Origin of the sequence: Nonomuraea roseoviolacea subsp. carminata, assembly GCF_024172185.1 — a bacterium.
Lineage (GTDB): Bacteria > Actinomycetota > Actinomycetes > Streptosporangiales > Streptosporangiaceae > Nonomuraea > Nonomuraea roseoviolacea.
The window spans coordinates 2,991,474-3,003,445 of the sequence record NZ_JAMZEC010000001.1 but is presented as its reverse complement, the minus strand read 5'-3'; the positions used below and the strand labels follow the sequence as shown (position 1 = coordinate 3,003,445).

At 72.3% G+C, this 11,972-nt stretch carries 12 protein-coding genes and 1 tRNA gene; 11 read left to right on the top strand and 2 right to left on the bottom strand.

All coding sequences use genetic code 11. From position 1 onward, the window contains the following. The first annotated feature begins 22 nt into the window (after positions 1 to 22). From HD595_RS13870 to HD595_RS13840, 7 genes are all read left to right on the top strand, one after another. Positions 23 to 181 (top strand): hypothetical protein, encoded by a 159-nt coding sequence (locus tag HD595_RS13870; protein WP_253769026.1) that lies wholly within the window; start codon positions 23 to 25, stop codon positions 179 to 181. Positions 182 to 212: 31 nt separating this feature from the next. After that, positions 213 to 1,451: a glycosyltransferase family 2 protein gene (locus HD595_RS13865; RefSeq protein ID WP_253769024.1), complete on the top strand. Its 1,239-nt coding sequence runs from the start codon at positions 213 to 215 to the stop codon at positions 1,449 to 1,451. Positions 1,452 to 1,471: 20 nt separating this feature from the next. Further along, the gene (locus tag HD595_RS13860) at positions 1,472 to 2,146 is read left to right on the top strand and encodes a 3-keto-alpha-glucoside-1,2-lyase-like domain-containing protein (protein ID WP_253769022.1); all 675 of its coding nucleotides are present in this window, start codon (positions 1,472 to 1,474) and stop codon (positions 2,144 to 2,146) included. Positions 2,147 to 2,245: 99 nt separating this feature from the next. Next, a complete protein-coding gene (locus HD595_RS13855) occupies positions 2,246 to 2,986 on the top strand; it encodes a response regulator transcription factor (protein WP_253769020.1) in 741 nt (246 codons plus the stop codon). Then, positions 2,958 to 3,767, top strand: a complete 810-nt coding sequence (locus HD595_RS13850) for a two-component system sensor histidine kinase NtrB (RefSeq protein ID WP_253769018.1) — start codon at positions 2,958 to 2,960, stop codon at positions 3,765 to 3,767. Before HD595_RS13855 ends, HD595_RS13850 begins: the two co-directional genes overlap by 29 nt. A 140-nt stretch (positions 3,768 to 3,907) precedes the next feature. Then, positions 3,908 to 4,759, top strand: a complete 852-nt coding sequence (gene htpX, locus HD595_RS13845) for a zinc metalloprotease HtpX (RefSeq protein ID WP_253769016.1) — start codon at positions 3,908 to 3,910, stop codon at positions 4,757 to 4,759. A gap of 36 nt (positions 4,760 to 4,795) precedes the next feature. After that, positions 4,796 to 6,283 (top strand): bactofilin family protein, encoded by a 1,488-nt coding sequence (locus HD595_RS13840; RefSeq protein WP_253769014.1) that lies wholly within the window; start codon positions 4,796 to 4,798, stop codon positions 6,281 to 6,283. Here the strand turns inward: HD595_RS13840 and HD595_RS13835 are convergent. Then, the gene (locus tag HD595_RS13835) at positions 6,258 to 6,722 is read right to left on the bottom strand and encodes an NUDIX hydrolase (RefSeq protein ID WP_253781154.1); all 465 of its coding nucleotides are present in this window, start codon (positions 6,720 to 6,722) and stop codon (positions 6,258 to 6,260) included. The genes HD595_RS13840 and HD595_RS13835 overlap by 26 nt on opposite strands. A gap of 93 nt (positions 6,723 to 6,815) precedes the next feature. On the opposite strand from HD595_RS13835, the gene HD595_RS13830 reads away from it, so the two are divergent. Continuing rightward, positions 6,816 to 7,286, top strand: coding sequence for a helix-turn-helix domain-containing protein (locus tag HD595_RS13830; RefSeq protein WP_253769012.1), 471 nt, complete (start codon positions 6,816 to 6,818; stop codon positions 7,284 to 7,286). Between the two features lie 116 nt (positions 7,287 to 7,402). Here HD595_RS13830 and HD595_RS13825 read toward each other — a convergent pair whose 3' ends face one another. After that, the gene (locus HD595_RS13825) at positions 7,403 to 7,903 is read right to left on the bottom strand and encodes a YajQ family cyclic di-GMP-binding protein (protein WP_253769010.1); all 501 of its coding nucleotides are present in this window, start codon (positions 7,901 to 7,903) and stop codon (positions 7,403 to 7,405) included. 262 nt (positions 7,904 to 8,165) lie between these two features. Between HD595_RS13825 and HD595_RS13820 the strand changes: the two genes are divergently transcribed. The 3 genes from HD595_RS13820 to HD595_RS13810 all read left to right on the top strand — a co-directional run bounded on the left by HD595_RS13820 (position 8,166) and on the right by HD595_RS13810 (position 11,937). Next, positions 8,166 to 8,247, top strand: a tRNA-Tyr gene (locus tag HD595_RS13820). Between the two features lie 695 nt (positions 8,248 to 8,942). Further along, positions 8,943 to 10,274 carry a serine hydrolase domain-containing protein gene (locus tag HD595_RS13815; RefSeq protein WP_253769009.1) on the top strand — a complete coding sequence of 444 codons (1,332 nt, stop codon included), beginning with the start codon at positions 8,943 to 8,945 and terminating at the stop codon, positions 10,272 to 10,274. Positions 10,275 to 10,308: 34 nt separating this feature from the next. After that, positions 10,309 to 11,937 (top strand): PucR family transcriptional regulator, encoded by a 1,629-nt coding sequence (locus HD595_RS13810; protein ID WP_253769007.1) that lies wholly within the window; start codon positions 10,309 to 10,311, stop codon positions 11,935 to 11,937. Positions 11,938 to 11,972: the final 35 nt, after the last annotated feature.

Genomic DNA, 11,972 nt, shown 5'->3' with positions numbered 1-11,972 from the left:
TGAGGGAACGGAGATGAGCGGCATGACAGAAGCCACCTTGCTCCCCGTGCGGGCCACGGACGTCGGGGCGACGGCGTTCGAGGTGGCCCGGCTCGCCCTGGCGGTCGCCGGGCTGCTGTTCGCGCTGTACGTCATCGTCCTCGGCGTGCTCGCGCTGGCCGCCCAGCGGAGGCATCGATGATCACCGTACCGGTCACCCGGCGGAGGCTCCGATGATCAATGTGCTGGTCCTGTGCTCGCTGTCGGCGGTGCTGCTGGTGTTCACGTACACACTGGGGATGTACCTGGAGTCGGCGGGCACCACCGAGCGCCCCGACGGCGACGGCGACGGCTTCTCCGTCGTCTTCCTGGTGCCCTGCCTGAACGAGGAACGCGTCATCGCCGGCACCCTGCGCGCCCTGCCGCGCGGCCTGGTCGTGGTCGTGGACGACGGCTCCGACGACGGTACGGCCGAGGTGGTCCGGCGGGTCGGCGGCCCGCGGGTCCGGCTGTTCCGGCGCGAACCTCCGAACGCCCGCCAGGGCAAGGGACGCGCGCTCAACCACGCCCTGCGCCGCCTGGCGGAGGAACTGCCGCACGGCGACCACGACCGCGTCCTCGTCTGCCTCATGGACGCCGACGGCCGGCTCGACCCGGGCGGCCTGGACCGGGCGCTGCCGCACTTCGCCGATCCGCGGGTCGGCGCCGTCCAGATGGGGGTGCGGATCGGCAACCGGGCGCGGAGCCTCCTGGCGCGGATGCAGGACATGGAGTTCGTCGTCTACACGTGGATGTTCCAGCGCACCCGCACCGGCATCGGCTCGGCGGGGCTCGGCGGCAACGGCCAGATCATGCGGCTGAGCGCCCTGCTGGACCTGGGGGACGACCCGTGGTCGCCCAGCCTGACCGAGGACCTGGACCTGGGTGTGCGGATGGTGCTGGCCGGCTGGCGCACCGTCTGCGTGCCGGACGCGACCGTGAGCCAGCAGGGCCTGGTCAGCACGCGCGCCCTGGCGAAGCAGCGCTCACGCTGGTACCAGGGACACCTCCAGGCGCTGCGGCTCGTGCCGTCGGTGGTCAGGGGGGCGTCCGGCCGGATGGCGATCGACCTGCTGAACGTGCTGCTCAGCCCGTTGCTGATCTTCGTGGGCGCCTTCATGACGCTCTCGCTCGTCGCGTCCCTGGTGGGGGTGGCGTTCTCGCCGCTGGCGCGCGAGCAGCTCATCCAGCCGGTGCCGATCGCGTCGTGGTACGCGTTGACGTTCGGCGCGGCCTACCTGTTCGGGCCGCTGTACGCGCGCATCACCGGTGACATGGGACGGCTGCGCGGGCTCTGCTACGGCCACCTGTTCATCGTCTACAACCTGATCTGGCTCGTGGCGGCCTGGCGGGGGCTGTGGCGGGCGGCGCGCGGCCGGCGGGTCTGGTTGAAGACCGAACGGCTGACCGAGCCGTCGCCGGAGCACGTGTGAGATCGCTGATGAGCACACCCATGAGAGCGCTGGCGGCCGTCGCGCTGCTCGCGCTCCCGATGGCGCCCGCCGGGCCGGACAGGAAGCCCGCCCCGTGCGCTCCCTGGGAGGAGGGGACCGTCCGGGCGGGGCTGCTGATGGCGTACGACGGGTACGGCAAGGCGTGTACGTACCAGGCGGACGGCCGATGGGTGTGGCGGCTGTCGCCGCGGCCCGCGCGCGGTCCGGCCGAGACGCACGCCGCGCTGGCCCTGACCACCGGCCGCTTCACGGACGTCCGGTTCCGCGTCCAGGCCAGGACCCTGCGCCAGCTACGGACGCCCACGCCCAACGCCTGGGAGGTCGCCTGGGTCGTGTGGCATTACACGGACGACAACCACTTCTACTACCTGGTGCCCAAGCCGAACGGCTGGGAGCTCGGCAAGGTCACCCCCGGCTACCCGGGCAACCAGCGGTACCTCGCCACGGGCGCCCGGTCCTTCCCGCTCGGCGTCTGGCACACGATCGAGGTCCACCAGGTGGGCGACACGATCACGGCCGCGGTGGACGGCCGACATCTGGTGAATTTCCGCGACCGCGAACGGCCCTACCAGGGCGGCCACATCGGGCTTTACAACGAGGACGCGACGACCTGCTTCACCGATCTGCGCGTCGCATCTGCCGGGAAGCGGTTTCACGGCGGCCGGCGGCGGTAAGTGACGCCTGACGGGGGGAGGGATCGCCAGGGTCACGGTCGTGCGACCGCGCCGCCACCGCGCTCGCTGGCGATCGCTGGCTGACAGAGGTGGTGCGTCGTGGAACGGCCGGAGGCGCTGGTCATCGAGGACACCGCGGAGGTGCGGTGGCTGCTCTGCGAGGTCCTGCGGATGGCCGGGTTCGAGGTGGTGGAGGCGGTCACCGGAGAAGAGGGGCTGGAGCTGGTCGCGCGGAGGCGGCCCGACCTGGTGACGCTCGACCTCGTGTTGCCGGACATGGACGGCATCGAGGTGTGCCGGCGGCTGCGCGGCATGACGAGCGCGTACGTGATCATGGTGTCGGGCCGTACCGACGAGGAGGACCGGCTCATCGGCCTGGAGGTGGGCGCCGACGACTACATGACCAAGCCGTTCTCGCCGCGGGAGCTGCGGGCGCGCGTCGCGGCGATGTTCCGGCGGCCGCGTCGCGAGCCGGAGGACGCGTTCCCGCAACGGGCGGGGATCCACGAGATCGGCGGCCTGGTCGTCGACGAGGAGAGCCGCGAGGTGCACCTGGCGGGGCGGCCCGTGCCGCTGACGCGCATCGAGTTCGACCTGCTGGTGCTGTTCGCCTCCAGCCCGAGGCGGGTATGGCCTCGCGAGACGTTGACCCGGGCGATCTGGCACACCGACTGGCCGGGCAACGCCCATGTGATAGACGTCCACATCGCCAACCTGCGGCGCAAGCTCGGCGACGACGCCCGGTCCGGTCGCTGGGTGCGCACGGTGCACGGTGTGGGCTACAGGTTCGGAGACGGAGGGGACATGCACGATGGTCCCGATTCACGTTCTGCTGTGTAGGGGGGAAGACGGCGAGGCACGGCTTCGCCTGTGCGAGGGCTCCAGGAGTGAGGGCGGCGAGGCGCGGCTTCTGCTCTGCGGGGGCGATGACGACGAGGCGCGGCGGGACGCGCTTCGCCTGCTGCGCGAGGCCGGTCTGGACGTCGGCGGGTTCGCGCACGACCTCGGCAACCTCCTCGGGGTGATCCTGGGTCACGCCGAGCTGGCCCTCGACGCGCTGCCCGAGGACGCGCCGGGCCGAGCCGACGTCGAGCGGATCCGTCGGGCGGCCGAGCGCGGCGAAGCCCTGGCCCGGCGATTCCTCGCTCCCCGCCGCCAAGCTCGGCCGGCCCGGCGGGGCCGGACCGATCTGAACGCGGTCGTCGAGGAGACGGCCGGCCTGGTGAGCCCCGCGCTCGGTGGCGACGTCGAGCTCGACACCCGGCTGTCGCCGGGGCTGCCCGACGTCGGCATCGACCGGGCCGCGCTGGAGAACGCGCTGCTCAACGTGCTGGTCAACGCGCTGGCCGCGATGCCGGACGGCGGACGGCTGACCATCGAGACGGCCCCGGCGGAGAGTGACGAGCGGGTCCGGCTCACCGTCCACGACACCGGCCACGGCATGCCGGCCGAGGTGGCGGAGCACGCGTTCGAGCCGTTCTTCACCACCAGGGAGCGGGGCACCGGCCTCGGCCTGTTCAGCGCGCGCGGCGCGGTGGAGGAGGCCGGCGGCCGGACCACCCTGGCGTCCCGGCCGGGCCGCGGCACCAGCGTCCACATGCACCTGCCGCGGGCGCGCTGACCTGGGCTCTTCGATGTGGTGCGGGCGTCGCCCCGCGCGGTTCGCGCGCGCGGGGCGGCGTCCGGCTGCGCGCGTCCGGGAACGATGGGGCCCGCCACAGTCGTTGGAGCAGGTGAACCCCCACCACGAAGGGAGGGACCTTGCACCACAACGGCCTGCGCACCGCCGTCCTGCTGGGCGGCATGTCGGCGCTGATCCTCACCGCGGGTGCGTGGCTGGGCGGCGGTGCCGGCCTGCGGATCGCGCTCGTGCTGGCCGTGGCGAGCAACGCCGTCGCCTGGTTCTTCTCCGACCGCATCGCCCTGTCCGCCATGCGGGCGCGGCCGGTCAGCGAGGTGGAGCATCCCGCCCTGTACCGCATCGTCCGCGAGCTCTCCACGCAGGCCCGCCAGCCGATGCCGCGCCTGTACGTCTCGCCCACGGTGCAGCCGAACGCGTTCGCCACCGGCCGGAGCCCGCGCCGGGCCGCCGTCTGCGTGACGTACGGGCTGACCCAGCTCCTGGACGAACGGGAGCTGCGCGGCGTGATCGGGCATGAGCTGTCGCACGTGTACAACCGCGACATCCTCCTCTCGTCGGTGGCCGGGGCGCTGGCCACGATGATCACCTGGCTCAGCTACGTGGCGGTCTTCTTCGGCGGCTCCGACGATGACGAGGGGCCAGGGTTCGTGGGCGCGCTGCTCATGATGGTGCTGGGGCCGGTGGCGGCGGGCATGGTGCAGGCGGCGATCTCCCGCACGCGGGAGTTCCAGGCGGACGAGTCCGGGGCCCGGCTCACCGGCGACCCGCTGGCGCTCGCCTCCGCCCTGCGCAAGATCGAGATGGGCGCGCGCCGCCTGCCGCTGCCCGAGAACAGCCGCCTCACCTCGGCGTCCCACATGATGATCGCCAACCCGTTCAGCGGCTCGGGCTTCGGCCGGCTGTTCTCCACCCATCCGCCCACGTCCGAGCGGGTCGCCCGGCTGGAGCGCATGGCGGGTTACCGCCGCTGAGATCCCCGTACGGGGGAGAAGGCGATAATCGTCCCCATGGCCCGATCCCCCCGGCTCAGCGAGGCCGAACGCAAGCTGTGGAACGCCTTTCCCACCGGGGAGACCGTGGAGCTCGCCCCCGTGACGACCGGCCCCGCCACCACGGCAGGGGGGCACGCCCCCAAGGACGGCGACACCTGGGGCCCCGACCGGACGGTCCGCGCCGAGGTGATCGCGTCCCTGCTGCTGGGCGCGCGCGAGGCCGCGCCCGGCTCGGTGGCGGCCGTGCGGTTACGCGGCGCGCGGATCACCGGCTCCCTGTCCATCCTCGGCGGCCGGGTCGAGCACGAACTCGCGCTCAGCGGCTGCCACCTGGACGAACCCGTCCTCCTCACCGCCACGACCACCCGCACCGTACGCCTGATCAGCTGCACGCTGCCGGGCTTCAGCGGCGGCGGCATGCGGGTGGCGGGCCACCTGAGCCTGTCGGGTTCGCACATCACCGGCACCGTCCGCCTGGCCCGTGCCGTGTTCGAGAGCGGGCTGTGGCTGGGCGGCATCCGCCTGACCGCCGACGACGTGTGGGCCCTGTCGGCCGGCTCGATGGTCGTGGAGAGCGGCGCGACGCTCCGGGACGCCGACATCACCGGCGGCGTCCGCCTCGCCGGCAGCCGCGTGAACGGCGACCTCAATTTCGAGGGCGCGACCGTCCGCAACCCCGGCGGCCACGCGATCAGGGCCGACGACATGGTGGTCGAGGGCGCCGTCCACCTCACGCGCGGCTTCACGGCGGCGGGCTGCGTCCGGCTGCGCGGGGCGCGCGTCAGCGGCACGCTCTCCGTCAGCGGCGTGCTGAGCAGCCCGGACACCGCGTACGCGCTGCACGCCAGCCACATGGACGTCCGCGAGCTCTACCTCAAGCCCGCCACGCCCGTGGACGGCGTCGTCAACCTCGCCTACTCCCGCGTCGGCACCCTTCAGGACGATCCGGGCACCTGGCCCGCGAAACTGCGCCTCAACGGGCTGACGTACGACCGGCTGCGCGGCAGCGGCGTGGAGCGGCGCGTCGAATGGGTCGCCCGCGACCCGGAGGGCTTCCGGCCGCAGCCGTACGAGCAGCTCGCCGCCTGGTACCTCCGCGACGGCAACGACGGGCTCGCCCGGCGCGCCCAGCTCGCCAAGCTCCGCGCCCGGCGCCGCACCCAGGGGCCGGGGCAGCGGGCGTGGGGACGCCTGCTCGACGTCACGGTCGGCTACGGGTACCGCCCCTGGCTGGCGGGGGTCTGGTTCGCCCTGCTGCTGCTCGCCGGCACGGTCGCCTTCGGCCTCAACCCGCCGCGCCCCCTCAAGCCGGACGAGGCGCCGGTCTTCGACGCGTTCGCCTACAGCTTCGACCTGCTGCTCCCGCTGCCCACGTTCGGACAGCGGGAGATGTTCGACCCGGCCGGCTGGACGCAGGGCCTCGCGTACGGGCTGATCGTCGCCGGCTGGATCCTGGCGACGGCGCTGATCGCCGGCGCTACGCGGGTCCTCCGCCCTCAGTGATTCCCCTCAACATATGGGCCAGGTCAGCGGGGTGGACGACCTCGTCCGTGGCATCGAGCTCCTCGGCGCTCCACCACCGATGCCCCACGGTGGTGGCCTTCTCGATCTCCTCCATGTCGTCGAACGAGACCTCGGCCGCGCCGACCCGTACCGCGAAGAACGTCTGGTCCTGGGTGACGGCGTACTGGGCGAAGGAGAACTCGACCGTGCTCGTGCCGTACGGACCGGTGAACTCGCTCACCTCGGCGCGGATGCCGACCTCCTCGCGCAGCTCGCGCGCGGCGGCCTCCTGAAGCGTCTCGCCCTCCTCCAGCGCGCCACCGATCGTGAACCAGAAGCGCTCGTCGGGGCGGGCGGGCTCGAACCCGTACAGCAACAGAACCCGGTCCTGGTCGTCGACGGGGAGAACCCGCGAGGTGAACCGCCGGAGGGGAATCATCGTCACGCCGCCCGAGCCTACCGAGCCACCTGGTACGAAACCCTGCCCCGCCGAAACCTGGACCCGAAACCCGGCCGTCCGTACGTTCCAGCCATGGTCAGGGTGAGGGGACACTGGCGACGGCTCGGCGACGGCAGGCTGGTGTGGATACGGCCGCATGTGCGCGGGGCGGTCGCCAAGGGCGGCGGCATCGGGGTCGCGATCATCCTGGTGGTCGTCGCCGTGGCGTTCCTCCGCGGGCTCGGTACGCCGGACGACGACCCGATCGCGTCACCCTCGCCTCAACCGCCTCCGGCGGCGGCAGCCGGGAGCGCCCCGCCCTTGAGCGCCTTGAACGGCCCTCGGGCCGCGCTGGCGGAGACGCTGCGCCGTGCCCGCGAGGGAAAGGGCTTCACCGTCGAGGAGGCCGGTCGGCGAGCGGGAGTGGCCCCACCCGACCTCACCGGCTTCGAGCGCGGCCTCAGCCTGCCCACGACGCAGGAGCTGGACGTCCTCGCCCACGTGTACGGGCTGTCGCGCGGAGACTGGGACAACCTGATCATCTTGCGCTCGCAGCTCGGCTGAGGATGCCAACGGCGGCCGGAGCGTCCCCTCATTGTCTGTCGGCCTGGCCGGCCCGGGACGCAGACAGCCATGACAAGACCCTGCGCCCCGGAACAACCGCCCAACCACCGGCTGTACTACCGGTAGTTGACGAACTGCAGCGCGATGTCGAGGTCCTTGCCCTTGAGCAGGGAGATGACGTCCTGCAGGTCGTCCTTCTTCTTCGAGCTGACCCGCAACTCCTCGCCCTGGATCTGCGCCTTGACGCCCTTGGGCCCCTCGTCGCGGATCAGCTTGGAGATCTTCTTGGCGTTCTCCTGGTCGATGCCCTCCTTGAGGCTCACCAGCATGCGGTACTCCTTGCCCGACAGCCTGGGCTCACCCGCGTCCAGGATCTTCAACGACAGACCCCGCTTGACCACCTTCTCCTTGAACACGTCGAGCGCGGCGTTCGCCCGCTCTTCACTGTTCGCCTTGATCTCGATGTTGTCCTGCCCGGACCAGGCGATGCTCGCCCCCGTGCCCTTGAAGTCGAACCGGTGCCCGATCTCCTTGACGGTCTGGTTCAGCGCGTTGTCGACCTCCTGGCGGTCGATCTTGCTGACGATGTCGAAAGACGAATCGGCCAAAACGCACATCCTCTCAGCTGCGAACGCATGTCTGCGGTGTCCGGCCCGGCCTCCGGGCTCGCCGACCACGCATCGCGCCCCCGTGAACACGGACCCAGCGCACGAGCCTAGCCAGCATCGGCCCGTAGTGCAGTCCACCAGGCCCGTACCCCTCCACCCTGCCACCATCCAGCTCTGGCACGGCCGTGATCGCCGGGCGGTACAAACCGGTGTCACGTGCACCCCGGAAGTCCGCTATTCTTCTGTCTGTCGCCGCGAGAGCGGAAGACACGGCAGGTTGCCCGAGTGGCCAAAGGGAGCGGTCTGTAAAACCGTCGGCTCAGCCTACGCAAGTTCGAACCTTGCACCTGCCACACCAGCAGAAAGAGGCCCTTCACCAGCGGAAACGCGGTGAGGGGCCTCTCTTGTTGTGTCCGGCTGTCCATGGTCATCTACGGCGGGCTACGGCCATCCGCGGCTAATACGCGGCTATGGGGTTCCAGATCGTGGAAGGCAGCACAGTTCGGGACCATCCCGTGTGCGCGGGGCGCTCCGGGCTGCGTCCACAGAAGTGGTGTAAGCGTTTGGCCTGGTGACAGGCGTGGTGTCGGGAGATGAAGACGGCCATCGCGTGATCCTGCGAGTGCAATCGAAGATCGAAGAAGATGGCGATGGCCGCAACGGCCTGTCGGGCGCGGGAGTGGGACACGCGGGCGGGGGCGTGCCGAAGTCCGCGCAGCCGTTCCCTCGCCACCCTGGTGCGCACCTTCTTCGACCAGCCAGTCGCGCGGCGGCTGCCCCGACTGGCTGTCCCAGCTCCTGGAGGGCGTACCCCCACCGGCGCCGCCGCTGGTGAAGGCCGGCCGTGCGGACGCCCGCGCCGCTCGGCCACCGGCTGCGGCAACCGCGCTCGCGTCGCCCGCCGCTACCGGCGGCATCGGCCCGACTGAGGTTCGGCCTACCGCACAATCCCGCGGCCCTGGTTCGTCGTCCCTGACGAAGCGACCCGCCCGGCGGGCCCCTAACGTTCGGAACGCCCCGCGTCCACCCCGACGAAAGGACCCACCCCGTGACCGCAACAGTGGACCCGGGCCGCTGGCACGCCCGGCTCGCCGAACTGGCCGCCGACTACCAGGTCCCCGGCACAAGCCTGGCCTTCCTGCACGACGGGGAGGTCCACGAGTTCGCCGCGGGCGTGCTCAACGTGGCCACCGGGGTGCCCGCCACCACCGACTCGCTGTTCCAGATCGGCTCGATCACCAAGGTGTGGACCGCCACCCAGATCATGCTCCTGGCCGAGCGGGGCGAGCTGACCCTCGACACCCCGGTCTCGCGGGTCCTGCCCGAGTTCAAGGTCGCCGACGCCGAGGTGACCGAAACCGTCACCATCAGGCACCTGCTCTCGCACACCTCCGGCATCGACGGAGACCTCTTCCTCGACACCGGCCGCGGCGACGACTGCATCGAGAAGTACGTGGCCGCCTGCGCCGACCTCGCCCAGAACCACCCGCTGGGCGCCACCCAGTCCTACTGCAACTCCGGCTTCATCATCGCCGGGCGCGTCGTCGAACGCCTCACCGGCAAGGTGTGGGACGCCGCGCTGCGCGAGCAGATCATCGAGCCGCTCGGCCTCACCCACACCTGGACCCTGCCCGAGGACGTGCTGCGCTTCCGCGCCGCCATGGGCCACATGGACGGCGCGCCGGCCCCGGTGTGGGGCCTGATGCGCTCCTGCGGCCCCGCCGGGCTGGTCAGCGCCCGCGCCGCCGACGTCGTCGCCTTCGCCCGCGCCCACTTCGACTCCGACGGCGGGCTGCTCACCCGGCCGCAGGCGCTGTGGGAGCCACAGGTCGACATCCCCAACCCGCACACCGTCGGCAGGCAGTGGGGCATCGGCTGGATCCTCGACGAATGGCAGGGCCACCGGGTCATCTCCCACGGCGGCAACACCATCGGCCAGGCGGCCATGCTGTGGGCGATCCCCGACACCGGCACGGCCGTGTGCGTGCTGGCCAACGGCGGCCACACCGCCGCCTTCCAGCACGCCCTCGCCACCGAGCTGTTCGGCGAGCTGCTGGGCCTGGCCGTGCCGCCCCAGCTGGGCCCGCCGGCCGAGCCGTACGAGACGGACGTCGAGCGGTACGCGGGCGTCTACGAGCGGGCGAGCACCCACATGGAGCTGACGGCCCGCGACGGCCGCCTCGCGTTGCACATGGAGGCCACCGGCGCGCTGGCCGGCGTGCAGCCGCCGCTGGACTTCGACCTCCTCGCGGTGGACGACACCACCTTCGTCGGCCGCCCCGACGGCCAGCCCGACTGGCTTTCGGCCGTCTTCTACCGGCTCGCCGACGGCACGCCGTACATCCACCTCGGCGTGCGGGCCACGCCCAAGGTCGCGTGACACCCGGCCGGTGCCGATCGCCTACTGTGAGGGCATGACCAGCCGCCCCCGCGCGAGCCTGCGGCGGATTCTCGAAGACCTCGGCAGCACCGTCATGGACGTGGCCGCCTCGCCCGGCGAGCTGGACGCCGAGGTCACCGGGGTGCACATCTACGATCCCCTCGACGAACTGCTGCTGCCGGAGGGCGGCCTGCTGCTGGCCGTCGGCGTCGACTCAGCCGAGCGGATCCGCGACCTGCTCGACGCCGCCGGAGCCGCCGCCGGCATCGTCGTCAAGCAGCCGGTGGCCGTCGACGAGCTCGTCCGCGCCAAGGTCCTGGAGACCGGCGTGGCGGTGCTGGGCCTCACCCGCGCCGCGTCCTGGGCGCAGGTCGCGGCTCTGCTGCGCTCCCTGCTGGCCGAGGACGACCTCGCCGAGCCGGGCGAGGCCCCGCCGGACGGCCTGTTCGCGCTCGCCAACGCCGTGTGCGCGTTGCTCGACGCGCCGGTCACCATCGAGGACCGCTCCTCGCGGGTGCTCGCCTACTCCGAACGGCAGGAGGAGGCCGACGCCGGCCGGGTGGCGACCGTGCTCGGCCGCCAGGTGCCGGAGCGCTACACGCGGCTGTTGGAGGAGGGTGGCTTCTTCCGCCAGCTCTACCAGAGCCGCGAACCCGTCCACATCGAGCTGAAGGGCGAGCAGATCAGCCGCGTGGCCGTCGCCGTCCGGTCCGGAGACGAGATCCTCGGCTCCATCTGGGCCGCGGTGCGCGAGCCGCTGACCGAGCAACGGCAGCGGGCCCTCGCCGACGCCGCCAAGGTCGTCGCGCTGCAGCTCCTGCGGCAGCGGGCCGGCGCCGACACCGGCCGCCGGCTGCGCGCCGACCTGCTGTCCACCGTCCTGGCCGGCGGCCAGGACGCGGCCGAGGCCGCCGGCCGACTCGGCGTGGCCAGCGAGCACCTGTGCGTCCTCGCCGCCCAGCTCAGCGACGGCACCGAGCCCGGCGCCGGGCACCCTGGCACCGGGCACGCCGGTGGCGTGCCCACCGACGCCGCGCGCCTGGAGAGCGACCGGCAGCGGTTCTGCGACGCGCTCGCCCTGCACATGGGCGCCATTCACCCCAAGGCCGCCGCCGCGCTGGTCGGCTCCGTGGCGTACGCCGTCCTGCCGCTGCATCCCGGCGGGCAGGAGGAGACGCGGGCCGTACGGGTCGCCGAGAGCTTCCTCGCCCGCGTCGGGCCCCGGCACGCCGCCAACATCGGCGTCGGCCGCCCGGCTCGCAACCTGGGCGAGGTGGCCAGGTCACGGGCCGACGCAGACCGGGCGCTGCGGGTGCTGCGGGCCCGCCGGGCCTCCGGCGCCGTCGCCGGCTACACCGACGTGCACTTCGAGGCCCTGCTGCTCCAGCTCTCCGACCTGGTCAAGGTCGAGGAGCAGGTGCCCACCGGCCCCTACCGGCGGCTGCTGGCCTACGACGCCGAGCACGGCAGCGAGCTGGTGCCCACGCTGCGGGCCTACCTCGACGCGTTCGGCGACGTGAACGCCGCCTCGGCCAGGGTCCACGTGCACACCAACACCTTCCGCTACCGGCTGAAGCGGCTCATCGAGATCAGCGGCCTGGACCTGACCGACCCCGACGCCCGGCTCAGCGTGATGCTGCAGATCAGGATCTTCGGTTCCTAGCACGACGGGGGCACCGTCTTTTCGTGCCCGGCGAC

Excerpts from the sequence above, each read along its gene's own strand:
- HD595_RS13870 (WP_253769026.1), top strand. The coding sequence starts at position 23 with ATGACAGAAGCCACCTTGCTCCCCGTGCGGGCCACGGACGTCGGGGCG.
- HD595_RS13835 (WP_253781154.1), bottom strand. The coding sequence starts at position 6,722 with ATGATTCCCCTCCGGCGGTTCACCTCGCGGGTTCTCCCCGTCGACGAC.
- HD595_RS13840 (WP_253769014.1), top strand. The coding sequence starts at position 4,796 with ATGGCCCGATCCCCCCGGCTCAGCGAGGCCGAACGCAAGCTGTGGAAC.
- HD595_RS13830 (WP_253769012.1), top strand. The coding sequence starts at position 6,816 with ATGGTCAGGGTGAGGGGACACTGGCGACGGCTCGGCGACGGCAGGCTG.
- HD595_RS13825 (WP_253769010.1), bottom strand. The coding sequence starts at position 7,903 with ATGTGCGTTTTGGCCGATTCGTCTTTCGACATCGTCAGCAAGATCGAC.
- HD595_RS13865 (WP_253769024.1), top strand. The coding sequence starts at position 213 with ATGATCAATGTGCTGGTCCTGTGCTCGCTGTCGGCGGTGCTGCTGGTG.
- HD595_RS13860 (WP_253769022.1), top strand. The coding sequence starts at position 1,472 with ATGAGAGCGCTGGCGGCCGTCGCGCTGCTCGCGCTCCCGATGGCGCCC.
- HD595_RS13850 (WP_253769018.1), top strand. The coding sequence starts at position 2,958 with ATGGTCCCGATTCACGTTCTGCTGTGTAGGGGGGAAGACGGCGAGGCA.
- HD595_RS13810 (WP_253769007.1), top strand. The coding sequence starts at position 10,309 with ATGACCAGCCGCCCCCGCGCGAGCCTGCGGCGGATTCTCGAAGACCTC.